Source organism: Paenibacillus glycanilyticus NBRC 16618 (assembly GCF_004000805.1).
Classification (GTDB): domain Bacteria; phylum Bacillota; class Bacilli; order Paenibacillales; family Paenibacillaceae; genus Pristimantibacillus; species Pristimantibacillus glycanilyticus.
This window is the reverse complement of record NZ_BILY01000023.1, coordinates 1-16,773: the sequence shown is the minus strand read 5'-3', so window position 1 is coordinate 16,773 and position 16,773 is coordinate 1. Positions and strand designations below refer to the sequence as shown.

Sequence of the window (16,773 nt, the reverse complement as noted above, 5' to 3'; positions counted from 1 at the left end):
AAACGAATCTCGTAGATATGCTGATTGTATTATTCATAACGGCGGTTTCAATAACTTGTCTTGTTCCCTTCCTATATATGATAGCGCTTTCCTTAAGCTCGAATAATGCGATTATCTCGCAAAAGGTATCGCTTTGGCCGGTAGAACTCACGTTTGAAACCTATAAAACGATTCTGAGCGATAACGACATGCTCTATACCCTTGGTTATACCATTGTGCTTACGATTTTGTTTACCGCATGCTGCATGTTTTTAACCATATGCGCCGCTTATCCGCTTACTAAGAAAAGACTGATGGGTAGAAATTTCTTGTTGACCGCTATGGTGTTCACGATGTATTTCAGCGGAGGACTCATTCCGAGCTATATCCTGGTGAAAAATCTGGACATGATGAACACGATGAGCAGCTTGATCTTGCCTGGCGCATTGAGCGTCTTTAATATGATCATACTGAAAACCTTCTTTTCGTCTCTTCCGGAAAGCCTGGAGGAAGCGGCAGCGATCGACGGATGTAATGAATGGGGCATTCTGGTTAAGGTTGTTCTTCCGTTATCGATGCCTTCTATAGCAACCTTAAGCCTTTTTTACGCGGTGGACCGGTGGAACGGCTTCCAGGATGCTCTGTTTTATATTACAGACAAGAACCTGTACCCGATGCAATTAAAGCTGTATCAGATTATTACCGCCAATCAGCAGCTGGATGCGCAGCAAGGCGAAGGAAGCATGGGAGCGTTTATCGTTCCGGAATCCTTGAAGGCTGCAAGCGTCATGTTTGCTACCGTACCGATATTGCTCGTTTACCCTAAGCTTCAGAAGTATTTTGTTGACGGAGTAATGACGGGAGCTATCAAAGGTTAAGGCAGAGCCTCGTGGGCAGCCGTACGGAAAGGTGGTGATCGTTGCCAAATTGCCGGATTTCGTGAACAATTATTGGGGCCAGTTAAGATTCCATAAAGACGATAAAAATAAAAAAGCGAGGTTGAAAAACATGAACAAAAAATTGTTGGTTTTACTGCCCGTTCTTACTTTGCTAGCCAGCGGATTGGCCGGTTGCGGCGGCGATAACAATAATAAAGAGAATCAGCCGAACGAATCATCGGCCGCTTCAACCGAGACGAAATCCCCTTCAGGCCCGCCGACTACACTTACGGTAGAGGTGTTTGACAGAGGGATACAAGGCCAGCCGGATCTGAACAACAACACCTGGACCAGGTATATTAACGAACATTTCGGCAAACCAAACAATGCGGTTGTAAAATTTGTTCCGGTTCCGAGATCGCAGGAGATTGATAAGCTTAACGTCATGATGGCAGCGGGCGAGGCGCCGGATATTTCCTTTACTTATGACAGCGCAACCGTATCCCGGTACGCTAAGATCAACGGTATTATGCCATTGGAGGAACTGCTTGAGAAGTACGGCCAGGATCTGAAAAATTATCTGGGCGAGACCGTTCTTACTTACGGGCAGTTTAACGGGAAGCAGATGGCGATCCCCGCAAAACGAACGTCGCTGGCTTGGATCGGCAGCTTCATCCGGAAGGATTGGCTGGACAAACTAGGGTTGCCGGTTCCGACGAACAGAGATGAATTATATAATACTCTTGTTGCATTCCGAGACAAAAATCCCGGCGGCGTAGACGGCGTTATTCCTTGGGGGTTGGCGGCGACCGGCATGAATTACGGCACCGGTAATTTGGCCGAGTCCTTCTGGGGCGAACAGTCGGAGGAGGATTTTGTAACCTCTCCGAACTGGTTAAAGCCAGGAAACAAGGAATCGCTGAAATTCCTCAACAAGCTGTACAATGAAAAATTGATCAGTCCCGATTTTGCGCTGGACAAAACGGCAAAGCAGGCGGACGCGGACGTGACGAACGGGAAGGTCGGATTTTTCAGCGCTAACTGGGATTACGCGTTTAGACAAAACATAAGCGAGCCGCTAAAAGCCAATGTGCCTGATGCTAATTTTATACCGATCGATACGTTTAAAAACGATGAGGGCAAATACAAAAAAATGATTTACAACGAAAATGGTTTAAATGTGTTTATTCCGAAGTCCAGTAAAAATGCGGAGCTGGCGATTAAGTACTTGAACTGGATGGCAAACCCCGACGTGTTATTTTTCCTGCAATACGGGGAGGAAGGCGTAAATCACAAAACGGTAGACGGAATCCCGCAGGTGATTGCGCAGACCGGAGACAATATGCAAATGAGCCCTCAAAACCTCGACTATACCTTGGTGGTAAACGGCGTTGAGCTTGGCGATCAAGAGAAGAATATTAAAGCTCTTTCCGCTTCGTATGCCGGATTAGAAGAGACGGCAGAGCAGTCCTACAAAATCAATACGACGGACGGTTACACCAGCTTCTTCTATGATACGCCAAATGATGCCAACATTAAGTACGGCAAAACGCTGGGGGATTTGAACAAACAGATGACCGATAAGCTGATTGTGTGCAAGCCTTCGGACTTCGACAGTTTATACGATAAGCTTGTAGATGAGTATATGGCGGCAGGCGGCAAGGCCGTTATGGAGGAGAACGTGAAAATTTACGAAGCGATGCAGGCAAACAAGAAGTGATATAATAGGTTGGCTTGCTGACAAGCCTATGGACTTTAGGGTCCATAGGCCTTTGTCCATATAAAGAGAATGGCTGCGATTTGTTCCTGGTTACCGAGTTCCCACGATTATGACGAGAAGAACCTATCGGGAGGTACTTATGTATAGTGTCATTATTGTAGATGATGAGCCATGGGCGATTAAAGGAATAAGGAATGCCTTTGACTGGGGCAAACACGGATTTGAAATAGCCGGTCAGTTCACAAGCGTTCATAAAGCATTTGAGTTTATATGCGATGAAAATCCCGACCTGATCGTTACGGACATTAGAATGCCTGAAATTTCCGGGCTAGAGCTGATGAGGATGACCAGAGAAAAGGGCAAGCATGCCGACTTTGTAGTTGTAAGCGGTTTCGCCGAATTTTCCTATGCGCAGGAGGCAATAAGATGCGGGGCGCTGGATTATTTCTTGAAGCCTATCGATATCGAGTTGGCGGAAACCTTAATTAATAAGCTGGCTATCCATTTCGCTAACAAAAGAGGTCACCGTAATAGCCTTATCCTGGAGGCGTTAATGTCGGCGGACGAACATGAATTGAGCCGTTTAACTCCTTTTTTTGATCCTTCTTCGAAGGATGACTATTATCGCGCGCTTATTCTTTATTCGAATCGTGAACAAACCGGCGGCAAAAAGAAGTTTGATGTCAAGCATGCCTTGGAGATCGAGCTGGGATCAAGGAAAACGTTATATATACTAAAAAGCAGCCAATTGGCGGATTTGAAGGGACTTGATTTGGCGAGTTTGGCGGGATCAGATATTAAAGCTGCGGGAATCAGCAGCATCTCGAATCATTACAAGGATCTTGCCAAGCTGATCAAGGAATCCGATCTGGCGGCCTCAAAGGTCTTTTTAAATGAGGATGAGAAGGGTTTATTCGAATTCGAGCAAAAGCTGAATACAGTCAAGCCTTTTATAGATAGCATTTCAGTCATTATTCAGGAGAAACAATTCGAAGCTTTGGAAGATACCATGGGGAGGCTCAAAAACGACTTCAGCAAAAATAACGCGGGCATGGGGGAGGTAGTTTATTTATGGAATCAGGTAGTCGGCGTATTATTGGCTTCCTTTTACGAGGAACTGAAAGACATGGAGCTTGGCTTCCTGAATTATTCAGAGCTTAAGGAGCGCTTCGAGAACTTTGAGTCCTTATGCGGTTTTTTGTATGATGTCCTTCTCTATATCAGGCAGTTGAACCGTCAATGCGTCAGCGAAGGCGATATCGGCTCCTATTTCGCCCAGATGGTGAAATATATCGATAATCACTATTCAACCAAGCTGTATCTAAAGGATTTATCTTCAAAGTTTTTCCTTAATCAGGTCTATTGCTGCCAGCTGTTCAAGAAAAACTTGGGGAAAACCTTCTCGGAATACGTCACGGAACTCAGGATAAACAAAGCCTGCGAGCTGTTGAAGCATACGGAAATGTCCGTTGAGGAAGTAGCATTAAAGGTCGGAATCATGGATTATTATTATTTCAATAAAGTATTTAAGAAGCAATGCGGAATAACCCCTGCAAAATACAGAAAATGCTGATTTTTAAATTAACGTATCGGAGTGGGCAGCTTGAAGATCAGCAGACTGAAGCTTAAACATCAAATCTTCCTTATCGTGTTGTTTACGGTCATCATCTTTACCTTTATGGAGGCTTATTTCTATTTCAGCTTTTATAATCTGACCCAGACAAGGGCCGCCAATTACGGCAATAAAATCATTGAGCAGACGCGCCAAAAGATCGATTCGGTTTTTAACGATATAAAGATCAGCACGAATACTGCTGTAGATAATAGAAAAATTCAGGAATTTACTACGGCGGATAACGATTACACGAGAGATATCGACATCGGCAATTACGTCATCGACTTAATGGAGTACATGAGATCCTTCAATTCCTATGTAAGCGGCATTGTCATTAACGATAATCAAGGCAGAAAGGTTTACAGCGTCGATTCGATAACCGGCGATATCTTTTTCCTGAATCAGTATAACGCGTTTATCGCTAAGTACAAAAACGACAGCGAAGCCTTAAAAGAAGGAACGTTTACGGATTTGTTGAAAGACGGCAAATCAGGCAATAAATATTTCTTTTATGTGACACCTATTATCGAATCGATAGGCGGCGTTCATTTTTCGCAAAGAACCGGCTTTTGTTCCGTAATGGTCAATATCGGAAAGCTGCAGGAACTGATTGAAAACACGGAGCTTACGCCCCACTCCGCCCTGTATGTTCTGAACAGCAGCAACGAAGTTATAGCTTCCAACCAGGCAGGCTTCCGCGGCGTTTTGTTCGAGGATATCCTGTCGGCGGACCGGAACAGCTTAACAAGCGGAGTGAAAACGGAGATTAACGGGGAGAAGGTCATCGTCCAGGAGAAAGGTCTGGAACAAGCAGACGGTTGGAGCATTGTCAGTATTATCCCGGTTCATGAATTGACGGAGGACATGAACCCCATTAAACATAACAGCATAATAGCCGGAGTCGGAATCATACTGAGTCTCTTTATTCTCGGTTATTTCTTTCTAAACAATTTGACGCGGCCGGTTATGGGTCTTGTAGCGGACATGAGGAAAATCGGCAAGCGGGAGGGCTTCAGAGTTAAGGTCCGTTCGACGAATGAAGTCGGGGTATTGGCTTACGATATCAATCGGATGATTGACAAAATGGAGAATATGTCCAGCCATGTTATTAGCACGCAAGCACGATTATACGAATCGGAGCTGAGCAAGAAGCAGGCGGAGTTTTCTGCTCTGCAAAGCCAGATCAATCCGCATTTTCTCTATAATACTTTAAATTGCATCAGCGGCATCGGGCTGGAATACGGCAGCAAGGAAATCGCCCAAATTACATCGTGTATGTCCAAGATTTTCCGGTATAGCGTGAAAGAGGATGCGGTGGTACGGATCAGCGAGGAAATCGAATGCATTAAGGCCTATTTGAATATTATCTCTATTCGATATGAGAACAAATTTGCGATGGAAGTGCGGATAGACGAGAAGCTGATGAACCTGCAAACACCAAAAATGATTTTGCAGCCCATTGTGGAAAATGCCGTATACCACGGGCTTGAGAGAGTGGATGCCGAAGGAGAGCTTAAGGTGAGCGGCCACTTCGATGCCAATGGAGACATATGCTTTGCGGTAACGGATTCGGGAAGAGGAATGGATGAGGACAAGCTTAGGCACCTAAGAGAGAAGCTGAATACGGAGCATTCGGATAGAGGGTCCGGGAAAAGTATCGGTCTGCCGAATATAAATAACCGAATAAAGCTGCTGTTCGGAGAAAGCTACGGCATAGTAGACATCGTTAGCCGGTTGGGATGCGGAACGACCATAATTGTCAAAATACCAGCTTTGGAAAAATAAATTTGAAGCTTGATCTGGCGGAAAAGCTGGGATCAGATAGGGAAAGATCAATAGATTTGTCCACCTTCCATACATCCTTTTCCTTGAGCATCTCTTGAAATTATTGCTATAATTTCCTAATAGAGCTTCACGAGAGAGAGCATGCAAAGGAAAAGGGGGATGGAAGATGGAGCAATGCAATGAAAGCTTTATTATTAGCATCGACCGTTTCAAGCCGCATACCTTTCATTTGGAAGAGGGAGACGGTCTTTTTATCTCTCATTCTCATGATTACGACGAATTGACTTTGGTTCTGGATGGAGAAGGCTATTACAGTTCCCCGGAACAAAACATTAAGGTGCGCGCGGGCAGCTTGATCCTGATTCCTCCCGGGCTGCATCACGGCTTTGTATGCACGAAGCCTTGGAGAGGAGTATCGGTTCATTTCAGCCATGATCGGATTCCGCTCCAATCCCGTTTTCTGTTTCAAACCGGATACGAATGTAATCGAATTCATCATATTCAGCTGGATGAAGAGGATACCGATTGGGCGAAAATCAGCTTTAGCCAGCTGGAGAAGGAATGGAAGAAGGATACGCGCAGCATGGATTCCTTCAATATAATGCGAATTGCTTTCGAGACGGTAATCGTCTTATTCCAGCGGTATCAAGCTCTTACTTCCCAAACAGCCGGCGGCAAAAATGATCAGACGATTATTCAGGAAGTATTGAAGGAAATTCACGCCAGGTTCTACAGTCAGCTTACGGTTCATGAGCTGGCCTCCAAGCATTTCGTATCGGAGAGCAATTTGCGCAAGAAGTTTACGGAGATCGTTGGCGTATCGCCGAAGCAATATATGATTAACCTGCGGATGGAGGAGGCGAAGCGTCTGCTGCGGCAGACCGACAAAGCCATCGAATCGATTTCCTCCGAAGTCGGCTTTACCTCCTCCAGCCGATTTTATGATTTCTTCGTGAAAGCGGTTGGGGTAACCCCGTTCGAATGGCGCAAGCAAAACATGAAATAACAAATTTGATAAAGCCGGCTCTTTTTCGACCGTCGAAACCGATTTGGCTATTCCGTTTTTTGAATAAAAAATAAAGCGCTTTCGCAATTGTTCGCCGAGGGGAGACTCCTAGATAATAGGAGATGCAAGACGTAATGATGAAGGAGCAAGAAAAGGAGAGAGTAGATGACTCAAGCTAAGACATTCCGCAACCCTATTGTTGCAAACGCTGGCGATCCATGGGTGTATAAGCATACGGACGGTTATTACTACTACATGTGTACGCTGGGAAGCCGTCTGGAACTGACGCAATCCGCCAGCTTGACCGGACTTGCGGGGGGGCGCAAACAAACGATTTGGACACCTGAGGCCGGAGGCCCGTTCAGCAGTAATTTGTGGGCGCCGGAAATTCACTTCCTGAATAACAAATGGTACATCTACTACACCGCTAACGATGGAGGAGGGGATGATACCCGCCGGATTTGCGTCCTGGAGAATGAGCAGGCGGATCCGCTTGAAGGCGAGTGGACGTGGAAGGGCGCGTTGCAGACTCCCGTACCCGGTCTGGACGGAACCGTTCTCGAGATGGAAGAGCAGCTGTACTTCCTGTACGCCGGTTATGGTCACTTTCCGGATTACGGATCAGCCATTTATATCATGCGAATGACGAATCCGTGGACCTTAACCGGAGAGCAGACCTTGCTGACGGCACCAACCCTGGAATGGGAGAAGCAGGGCGGAATGGCGATTAACGAGGGACCTGTTATGCTGAAGCGTAACGGAAAGGTGTTTCTTGTTTATTCCGCCAGCACGACCTGGTCCGAGGATTATTCGCTTGGAATGCTGACCATGAAGGATTCGGCGGATCCGATGGCTGCGGATTCCTGGACGAAAACGATGCAGCCGGTATTTAAGAAAAGCGTGGAGAACGGGGTATACGCGACCGGACATAACAGCTTTACCAAGTCGCCTGACGATCAGGAGGATTGGATTGTTTACCATGCGCTGCATGCGCCCGGAGTGGAGACCAAGCATCGTGCGACCCGTATTCAGAAGTTCGGCTGGCATCCGGACGGATCGCCTGATTTTGGAGTGCCTTACGGGGATACGTTTGCATTAAACGTGCCATCGGGGGAATAAGGAACAGCTCTTTTTTTTGTCAATTGATACATCAATTCTGTAACCAAATAGTTTTTCTGAGAGGTAAAACGAAAGGAAAGCTCTTGAATACGCAGGATTTGATAAGATTAGTGCTGTTAATTCCATGATTTAAAAATGAAAACGTTGACATTAAGGGGGATAAATATGGGAACGATGAAGAAACGTTTGCTTAACCTGTTGCTGGTATGCGTATTGACCGGTTCCGCTCTGGCCGCCTGCAGCAGCAACAACAATAACGATCCGAAGGAGTCCTCGGATCCGGCAGCAACAACCGATAGCTCGCAGGCGCCGGCAGAGACGACGGCTTTCTCGGATATCAGCCCAACGATCCGCGGCAATAAAACCCCAACCCAAGAGCAAATGGATGAAGTCAACAATACTTTAAACGATACTTATCTCGGCGATCTGTACGACGAGAAAATTCCAAGCCATTATGACGCTTATCCTTATAAAAAGGATGTCACGCTGGACGTATGGCTGCCTGCCGATTCCCAAATTCCGGATATGAACAATCAGGTGGTTCAGAAGCAGGTTGAGAAATTAACCGGCATCAAGGTGAATTTCATTACGCCTCCGGTTGGACAGGAAGCGGACGCGTTTACGCTGATGATGTCTTCGGGCGAGCTGCCGGACATTATCATCGAGCCGGAACGTTACCCGGGCGGACTTGAAGCGGGCGTTAAAGACGGCGCTTATCTGGATCTAACGGATTACATGGATAAATACGCTCCGAACTACAGCGAATGGCGCAACTCCGATGAGACCAGAAGAAAAACGACGGTAACGGACAGCGGCAAGCTGCTGGGCTTCTACGGCATCGCTCCTTATTCCGAATGGATGTGGTTCGGCATGCTGATCAAGAAGGAAGCGCTTGAGAAGACCGGGCTCGAAGTGCCGAATACGATTGACGAATGGCATACGTTCCTGACCAAAGCGAAGGAAGTCGGCTACAGCGAGCCGCTCAACTACGGTTCCACTTACGGCCAGATCTTTACCGGCATCATTAACGGTGCTTATGGCGTATGGGACTGGACATTTATGGATGCGGACGGCAAGGTGCAATGGGGGCCAGCGCAGCCTAAAGCGAAGGATTACCTCGCTACGATGCAGCAATGGAACAAAGAAGGACTGCTGAACAAGGACTGGGCGACGGCGGACTTCAATCAGCGGATGGCAAGCGCCATTTCAGCTAAAACGGCCGTTATGATGGATTCTCCGGATACGATGTGGAGCTACTGGAAGCAGCAGAACAATATTGACTTCGTAGGCGCGTTGAACCCGGTTCTGAATGCCGGCGACAAGGCGGCTACTACTTACAAGAACTTCAAAAGAACAGGCCGTTCCGCAGCAATTACAACGCAGGCCGATGATGTGGAAGCGGCTATGAGATGGCTTGATTTTGCTTACAGCAAGAAGGGCTGGGAAATTCTGAACTACGGCGAATACGGCAAGGTGCATCTGGTTGACGAGACAGGCAAGCCTTACTTCCAGCCGGACAGCTACATTTACAAAGATCCGGACGGTCAGCCGGTGGCGACAACCCTTGTGAAATACCGCATGCATTCCTGGCCGGATATCCGCGACGAGCATAACTCCAACCCGCTTATCGTGGCAGAAGGCAGCTACTCGGGCGACATCCGGAAAACCTGGACGGAAAATATGGACACAAGCGTAGCGATGCCTCCGATTACGTTCACGACGGAAGAAGCCTCCCGCGAGGCGGAGCTTGGCAACCAGCTGTCGACGCTGCGCAATGAATATTTTGCCAAGATTATTAAGGGCCAGCTGCCGGTTGATGCTTACGATAAATTCCTGAGCGAAGCGAAAAAGATGGGGCTTGACGAGTTCCTGAGCATCCATCAGGCTGCGCTTGACCGGTATAACGCACGGTAATTTCAAGCTCAGGTTCATACAGGAGAGAAACGGGCATGGCTGTCTGCTTAATAGGCAGGCGGCGATGCCCTACCTGGGAAATAAGGCGGTGGATGCATGAGAACGGGTCAAATCATCAAAAAGGACGTTAGAAAAAACTGGTTTGTCTATTTATTGGCGGTACCTGTCATCGCATGGTTTGTTATTTTCTGCTATGGGCCGATGTGGGGGCTGCTGATCGCGTTCAAAGACTTTAAGCCTCTGCTGGGCTTCTCGAACAGCGACTGGGTAGGCTTGAAGCATTTTATCGATTTCTTCGAGGGTCCGTATTTCTGGCGGGTCGTTAAAAATACGCTTCTTCTGAACGTATGGGGACTTGCTTTTGGCTTTACCGCTCCGATTATTCTGGCGTTATTGCTCAACGAAATCCGCGACGGCAAATTTAAAAAGCTGGTACAGACGATCACTTACATGCCGCATTTTATCTCCCTGGTTGTCGTCTGCGGGATGATTCATATTTTCACGGCGGATGAAGGGGTTATTACCCAGCTGCTTCAGCTGATCACGGGCAAGGAATATACCTCTTTGCTCGGGTATTCCCAATTTTTCAGGCCGATCTATACGTTCTCCGACATCTGGCAGACGATCGGGTGGTCCAGCATTATTTATCTCGCCGCCATGAGCTCGATCGACTCGACGCTGTACGAAGCGGCGGATATGGACGGAATCGGCCGGCTGAAGAAAATGTGGCATATTACGCTGCCGCAGATCAGTCCGGTCATTATCATTCTCTTTATTTTTGCTGTAGGCGGCATCATGGCGTCCAGCTATGAGAAGATTATTCTTCTCTACAATCCTCTTACCTACGATAGAGCCGATGTTATTGCTTCCTATGTCTACCGGAGAGGCTTGCGCGAAGCGAGCTTGAGCTATTCGACGGCCGTAGGTCTTATCAGCTCGTTAGTCAATTTTGCCCTGCTCTGGGTAACGAACAAAATAGCAAGCCGTAAATCCGAAGTGAGCTTATGGTAGAAAGGGGGGGGCCTTTACGATGAAATATCATTCGATCAGCAGCAGAGCATTTGATGTCATGATCTATGTCCTGCTCACGGTTTTAACATTGTGCTGCCTGTATCCGATCGTCCATATCATCTTCGCTTCCGTTAGCGATCCGGCGAGACTGGTTGCGCATAAAGGCGTTCTGCTTAAGCCGCTTGGCCTTACGATTGACGGCTACAAGCTGATTTTTAAGGATAACAGTCTATTGGTCGGCTACAAGAATACAATCTTGTATGTAGGGCTTGGAACGCTGGTGAATATGCTCATGACGATTATGGGCGCTTTCGTGCTGTCCAGACGCGATTTGTATTTCAAGAAATATATCATGATCATCATTACCGTGACGATGTTTTTTGGCGGCGGTTTGATTCCATGGTTCTTATTAATGAAGGATATCGGCCTGTACAACAATCTGTGGGCTATGATTCTGCCTACGGCGCTGAATACGTGGAATATGATCGTGCTCCGTACCGGCTTCCAGTCGATTCCGACCGAGCTCGAGGAAGCGGCGATTATCGACGGCGCAAGCCAGCTGAAGCTGCTCGTAAACGTTATTCTGCCGCTGTCCAAGGCGACGCTCGCTGTTATTTTCCTTTATTATCTCGTAGGCAATTGGAACTCCTGGTTTAACGCGATGGTTTTGCTGAAGGACCGTGACCAGTTCCCGCTGCAGCTGCTGCTCAAGGAAATTCTGGTGGCGAACGATTCCACGGCTACGACTCAGGGCAGCGCCGGCGGCGTTGTGATCGACAGCGCATCCAGCGCGACCGCTTTCCGGGAATTGGTGAAGTATTGCACAATCGTATTTTCCACGCTGCCGATTCTGATGGTGTATCCGTTCCTGCAGAAATATTTTGTTAAGGGCGTTTATGTCGGTTCAATTAAAGGCTAATTGCAAAGGAGCTTGCTAACTTATGAAACTTACGATTCCCCGTCCCGAATATCCGCGTCCTCAGTGGGTTCGGCCTGATTGGATCAACCTGAACGGGCAATGGCAGTTCGAGATTGACCATGGCAAAAGCGGCAAGGAGCGCGGCTTCCAGGAGCCCGGTCTTGAGCTGTCCGGTACGATTACCGTGCCGTTCTGCCCGGAGAGCAAGCTCTCGGGCGTGGAATACAAGGACTTTATGGCGGCGGTCTGGTACAAAAAAGAAATTAATCTTCCGGATGATTGGGCAGAAGGCGGGCGAGTGCTGCTTCACTTCGGCGCCGTGGATTACGAGGCGGAGGTATGGGTGAACGGTACGGCAGCGGGCAAGCACCGCGGCGGTTATTCCTCCTTCAGCTTTGACATTACTTCCGCGGTCGCGGCGGGGAGCAATGTGATTACCGTATACGCGGTAGACGAGCAGCGTTCGGGACGCCAGCCGCGGGGCAAGCAATGCGGAGGCTATTACTCTTCAGGCTGCGACTATACCCGAACAACGGGAATCTGGCAGACGGTATGGCTGGAGCGGGTGCCGGTGGCCTATTTGGCAGGTATGAAGCTTGTCCCGGACCCGGACAACGCATGCGCGCATCTGGAGCTGCAGCTTGGCGGAAGCGGGGTTAACTCCGGTACCAAGCTGGTTGTAAAAGCGTTGCATGAAGGCGCGGCGGCGGGCGAAGCGGCGATTGCCGTATCCGGTCCGTCAGCGAAGCTGACTTTGCCGTTGACGGAGGTTCACCTTTGGCAGCCGGGCAGTCCGGAATTGTACGATCTGGAGATCAGTCTGGTACGGGACGGGCAGATTTTTGATACGGTCCAGTCTTATTTCGGGCTTCGCTCGGTGAAGCTGGACGGAATGGCTTTCCGCATTAACGGCAAATCCGTATTCCAGCGGCTTGTGCTGGATCAGGGCTTTTACCCGGACGGCGTCTATACGGCTCCAAGCGACGAAGATCTCCGCAAGGATATCGAGATCTCGATGGGTCTTGGCTTTAACGGCGCCAGGCTGCATGAGAAAATATTCGAGCCCCGTTTCCTGTACTGGGCGGATAAGCTGGGCTACCTCGTATGGGGCGAGCATGCCAACTGGGGATTGGACATTACGACTTCGGAGGGGCTCGCCGGCTTTTTGCCGGAATGGCTGGAAGGAATGGAGCGCGATTTCAACCATCCCGCGCTTATTGGCTGGTGTCCGTTCAACGAGACTTGGGATAAGGACGGGACCAAGCAAAATAACGAGGTGCTCCGCATCGTCTATGAGGTGACGAAGCGGATGGACCCGACGCGTCCGGTTATCGATACGAGCGGTAACTTCCATGTCGTCACGGATATATTCGACGTTCACGATTACGATCAGAATCCGGAGACGTTCCGGGCGAGATACGAGCCGATGAAGAACGGCGGCGAGGTATTTAATACGTTTCCCAAGAGGCAGCAGTATGAAGGCCAGCCTTATTTCGTCAGCGAATATGGCGGAATCTGGTGGAATCCGGACCAGAAGGACGAGAAGTCGTGGGGCTATGGAGACCGTCCGGTATCGGAGGAGGACTTCTTTGCCCGCTATGCGGGATTAACGGATACGCTGCTCGATCATCCGATGATGTTCGGCTTCTGCTATACGCAGCTGTATGATGTGGAGCAGGAAGTAAACGGCCTTTACACGTACGACAGACGGGCGAAGTTCGACCCCGGGATGATCCGCCGTATCAACAGCCGCAAGGCGGCAATAGAAGATTGAGTTGAGAGGCTTCCGGTTACCCGGAAGTCTCTTGTTTTGTTGCTAGAAAGAGGAATTGGGAGGGTAACTATTTAATAAGTAACTACGAGGTGATCCTATGAAAAAGCTAGGCATGCTCTTCTGCGTGTGCTTGCTGTTACTTACCGGATGTCAGAGCTCCAATGATGGGCTAGCCAAAGCCCAGGAGAAGATTGACCAATCCAACTCTTTTAAAATTCCGAAACTAGACGGATATGAAGTTAATTATGTGCAACTCGTCGGTCCGCCAAAGGATGAGCAGGGAAAGGCTATCGGAGACAAGCAAGAGGTTCTTGTTGCTTACACCAATCATAAAGGTAAGCTGATTAAGCCGGCAGACGAGCAGAAAGCAAATAAGGATAGGGACATCCTATATGGACCTTATCAAGGTGAAACGTTCATTACGATAACTTATAGTAATTTTAAGTCTGATCTGGATAATAGTCAGGAAACGATAATAGGCGGCGAGCAAGTTCGGAGAGCAGCTGCAGGCGAACGAACCTTACTGGTATTTAACGGCGGGGAAGGTTCAATAACGTTGGAGTATAACAAATTAGATGAAGCAGCTATTACTAAATTGACTGAACAGGTAATCAAGGAGAACAAATAGATCTAACCGATTAAGACTTCCGGATTTCCGGAAGTCTTTTTTTTTGTCATTTTAAGGAAATGTCGGTCTCCTTCTTAAGACCCTAAAGCGGACGTAAAGCACTATTTATTTGGTAATTTTTGTCGAAGTTATTGAAATGACATATACAATATATATAATATATCTTGTGTGTGAGCCACAGCTATGATGCACCGCTAGGAGGTGGGAAGCCAGCGTTTCGTTTTCGAACTTGCAGCATCACTAATTAAACCATAAGAGGTGTGAGAACATGATTCGAAAGTTAACGGCAATCAGTCTAGCCATTGTCAGTACGCTGTCTTTCACGGCGGCAGGATCGTATGCCGATCCGCAGCCAGCGGCACAAGGATCCACCATTTCATGGCCGGATAAACAACAGCTTCCGACCTTCAAGCAGCCTAAGCAGCTGGAGGTTGCGGACATTTATGACGCTCCGGGTGACGTGAAGCTTATGCTGTCTACCCTGCAGGGGATCGTCAACCGTAAGGAGCCCCGTATCTACCTGCTGGAAAGCAAGGAAGAAGGTAAGTATAAATGGCTGAATGATCTGGACGTCGACTATAAAGTGCGTGACGATTATTTCGACCTTTTGAAAAAGTTCCAAAAAGAAGTAAAGGGTATCATTATCTACGATCCTAACGTACCGGATTCCGTTAACGTGGCTACAACGCTTGCCGGACTTCGCGACGGCGTGGCCGTAAGCCCGGAGCTGGGCGCAAAGCTGCAAGCCGCACCGTATAATTTCAAGGTAATCGAGGATCTTCAAGGCAAATTCAAAGACCGCGTAGATGCTTATACGTGGGAGTACGAGAATTTGTGGAAGGAAACAAGCCACCGGATGCTGGTTGGCTTGAGTCCGGAAGTATCCGCGCGTCCGCCTGCGAATCAGCCTGATACGTACAAGGTTGTAGCGCAGGAGAAAACGGAAGAGCGCGATGCCAAGAACCGTCAAGTCTACGATCTGGACTTGTCTTCGTTTTTGGCAAAGCCTGATGTGTACGTGAAGTTCGGGGATGCTTTCACCCAGGACGGCTGGGGATCGGCCGTTCACGAAATTACGGTGAAGGCTGACGGCGTAGAGGTTGCGCACTTCCTGCCGGGTACGGATGCGGAGAAGCCTTTCCTGTATGACCCGCAAAGCTCCCAGGTATCTTCGGGCAGCGGCGGCCACCGCTTTGCGGATGGCGGCAACTACTTCACTTACAAGTTCACGCCGCCTGCCGGCACGAAAGCTCTGACCATGTCCGTTGAGATGTGGAACGAGTACAAGGTGAGCGCGACTAACGATCAACCGTTCTCTTCTCTGACGAAGGAGCCATACGGTTTCCTGCGCGATTACGCGGTAGCGAACAAAGCGATGGTGTTCTGGCTGGATTCCAATGATCCGGCGGAGAAGGAGCTGTTCGAGAAAATTTTGTCCGATGTGAAGCCGGGAACGCCGTACCTCGGATGGTTCAGCAACGATTTCCAAGGCGAGTTCAGCGGCGTAGAGGTTGCTTCGAATCATGGCGTATACGTGCTTGCGGCGGACTGGTTCAGCAATATGACCGTGTTCTCCGGCACGAAGCCGGAATTCTCGAAGCCTAAAGCTCCGAAGCCGGTGAAGCTGGATAACAAAATTTACGTAACGTATACCTTCAGCGAAGGCGACAACCTGCAATATAACCAGCATAGACTGCGGAATTTGTGGGATGATCCAAAACGCGGCCAGGTGCCGATCAACTGGACTTCCAGCCCGCTGCTCTACGATGCCGCTCCTGCCATGCTGAATTACTTCTATGGCACGGCAACGGCTAACGACCAGATTATCGCGGGTCCTTCCGGAGCGGGTTACTTCTATCCGGCAGCTTGGCCGGAGAAGGCTCTTACCGATTATCTGAAAAACACGAAAGACTACCTGAAGAAAACCGGCATGAACATTCCGTATGTGCTTAACCGTCTGAATGGCGAAAACCTGCCGCTCAGCAAAGCGAACAATGCGGCATACCGCGATCAATATGAAGTGCCTGGCCTGTTCATCGGCTGGGATAACTTCACCAAGGTAGACATTGTTGACGGTGTTCCAACGTCCAACATTCAAGGCGTAGGCTCCGTAAACGATACGAAAAAAGCTCTCGCGGACGCCAAAGCGAAATGGGACGGCAAATCGCCGCTCTTCGTATCCCTCGGCATCCTGGCATGGGGCATGACGCCAACCGATCTGGCGAATGTTACAGCCGAGCTTGGTCCTGAGTACCAAGTGGTCCTCGCCGACCAATACTTCTCGCTGATCCGCGACGCCAACGGCTTGCCGGCGAAAAAGTAACCTGATCCAGACAAAGACCTCCGGGGTTCCCGGAGGTCTTTGTTATTTCCGAGCCAAGCAGTCCGTCCGAGCCAAGCAGTCCGTCCGAGCCAAGCAGTCCGT

Annotated in this window: 12 protein-coding genes; all 12 read left to right on the top strand. The window is 48.8% G+C overall.

From position 1 onward, the window contains the following. Positions 1–17: 17 nt before the first annotated feature. The 12 genes from PGL01S_RS18415 (at position 18) to PGL01S_RS18360 (ending at position 16,671) form a co-directional block, all read left to right on the top strand. On the top strand, positions 18–857 hold the full coding sequence (locus PGL01S_RS18415) for a carbohydrate ABC transporter permease (protein WP_127496111.1): 840 nt from the start codon (positions 18–20) through the stop codon (positions 855–857). 130 nt (positions 858–987) lie between these two features. After that, positions 988–2,577 (top strand): extracellular solute-binding protein, encoded by a 1,590-nt coding sequence (locus PGL01S_RS18410; RefSeq protein WP_127496050.1) that lies wholly within the window; start codon positions 988–990, stop codon positions 2,575–2,577. Positions 2,578–2,716: 139 nt separating this feature from the next. Next, positions 2,717–4,150: a response regulator transcription factor gene (locus tag PGL01S_RS18405; RefSeq protein ID WP_127496049.1), complete on the top strand. Its 1,434-nt coding sequence runs from the start codon at positions 2,717–2,719 to the stop codon at positions 4,148–4,150. A 30-nt stretch (positions 4,151–4,180) separates the two neighbouring features. Then, positions 4,181–5,977 carry a cache domain-containing sensor histidine kinase gene (locus PGL01S_RS18400; protein WP_127496048.1) on the top strand — a complete coding sequence of 599 codons (1,797 nt, stop codon included), beginning with the start codon at positions 4,181–4,183 and terminating at the stop codon, positions 5,975–5,977. A gap of 166 nt (positions 5,978–6,143) precedes the next feature. Then, positions 6,144–6,983 carry a helix-turn-helix transcriptional regulator gene (locus tag PGL01S_RS18395; RefSeq protein WP_127496047.1) on the top strand — a complete coding sequence of 280 codons (840 nt, stop codon included), beginning with the start codon at positions 6,144–6,146 and terminating at the stop codon, positions 6,981–6,983. Positions 6,984–7,148: 165 nt separating this feature from the next. Next, positions 7,149–8,102 (top strand): glycoside hydrolase family 43 protein, encoded by a 954-nt coding sequence (locus tag PGL01S_RS18390; RefSeq protein WP_127496046.1) that lies wholly within the window; start codon positions 7,149–7,151, stop codon positions 8,100–8,102. 165 nt (positions 8,103–8,267) lie between these two features. Further along, on the top strand, positions 8,268–10,016 hold the full coding sequence (locus PGL01S_RS18385) for a type 2 periplasmic-binding domain-containing protein (RefSeq protein WP_127496045.1): 1,749 nt from the start codon (positions 8,268–8,270) through the stop codon (positions 10,014–10,016). A 96-nt stretch (positions 10,017–10,112) separates the two neighbouring features. Continuing rightward, positions 10,113–11,027 (top strand): ABC transporter permease, encoded by a 915-nt coding sequence (locus PGL01S_RS18380; protein ID WP_127496044.1) that lies wholly within the window; start codon positions 10,113–10,115, stop codon positions 11,025–11,027. Between the two features lie 19 nt (positions 11,028–11,046). Next, positions 11,047–11,946 (top strand): carbohydrate ABC transporter permease, encoded by a 900-nt coding sequence (locus tag PGL01S_RS18375; protein WP_127496043.1) that lies wholly within the window; start codon positions 11,047–11,049, stop codon positions 11,944–11,946. 22 nt (positions 11,947–11,968) lie between these two features. Next, positions 11,969–13,720: a glycoside hydrolase family 2 protein gene (locus PGL01S_RS18370; RefSeq protein ID WP_127496042.1), complete on the top strand. Its 1,752-nt coding sequence runs from the start codon at positions 11,969–11,971 to the stop codon at positions 13,718–13,720. A 97-nt stretch (positions 13,721–13,817) separates the two neighbouring features. Continuing rightward, positions 13,818–14,348 (top strand): hypothetical protein, encoded by a 531-nt coding sequence (locus tag PGL01S_RS18365; RefSeq protein ID WP_127496041.1) that lies wholly within the window; start codon positions 13,818–13,820, stop codon positions 14,346–14,348. Positions 14,349–14,616: 268 nt separating this feature from the next. Then, entirely contained in the window at positions 14,617–16,671 is a 2,055-nt protein-coding gene (locus PGL01S_RS18360; RefSeq protein ID WP_127496040.1) for a GxGYxYP domain-containing protein, read from the top strand. Positions 16,672–16,773: the final 102 nt, after the last annotated feature.

Excerpts from the sequence above, each read along its gene's own strand:
- PGL01S_RS18415 (WP_127496111.1), top strand. The coding sequence starts at position 18 with ATGCTGATTGTATTATTCATAACGGCGGTTTCAATAACTTGTCTTGTT.
- PGL01S_RS18410 (WP_127496050.1), top strand. The coding sequence starts at position 988 with ATGAACAAAAAATTGTTGGTTTTACTGCCCGTTCTTACTTTGCTAGCC.
- PGL01S_RS18405 (WP_127496049.1), top strand. The coding sequence starts at position 2,717 with ATGTATAGTGTCATTATTGTAGATGATGAGCCATGGGCGATTAAAGGA.
- PGL01S_RS18395 (WP_127496047.1), top strand. The coding sequence starts at position 6,144 with ATGGAGCAATGCAATGAAAGCTTTATTATTAGCATCGACCGTTTCAAG.
- PGL01S_RS18390 (WP_127496046.1), top strand. The coding sequence starts at position 7,149 with ATGACTCAAGCTAAGACATTCCGCAACCCTATTGTTGCAAACGCTGGC.
- PGL01S_RS18385 (WP_127496045.1), top strand. The coding sequence starts at position 8,268 with ATGGGAACGATGAAGAAACGTTTGCTTAACCTGTTGCTGGTATGCGTA.
- PGL01S_RS18380 (WP_127496044.1), top strand. The coding sequence starts at position 10,113 with ATGAGAACGGGTCAAATCATCAAAAAGGACGTTAGAAAAAACTGGTTT.
- PGL01S_RS18375 (WP_127496043.1), top strand. The coding sequence starts at position 11,047 with ATGAAATATCATTCGATCAGCAGCAGAGCATTTGATGTCATGATCTAT.
- PGL01S_RS18370 (WP_127496042.1), top strand. The coding sequence starts at position 11,969 with ATGAAACTTACGATTCCCCGTCCCGAATATCCGCGTCCTCAGTGGGTT.
- PGL01S_RS18365 (WP_127496041.1), top strand. The coding sequence starts at position 13,818 with ATGAAAAAGCTAGGCATGCTCTTCTGCGTGTGCTTGCTGTTACTTACC.
- PGL01S_RS18360 (WP_127496040.1), top strand. The coding sequence starts at position 14,617 with ATGATTCGAAAGTTAACGGCAATCAGTCTAGCCATTGTCAGTACGCTG.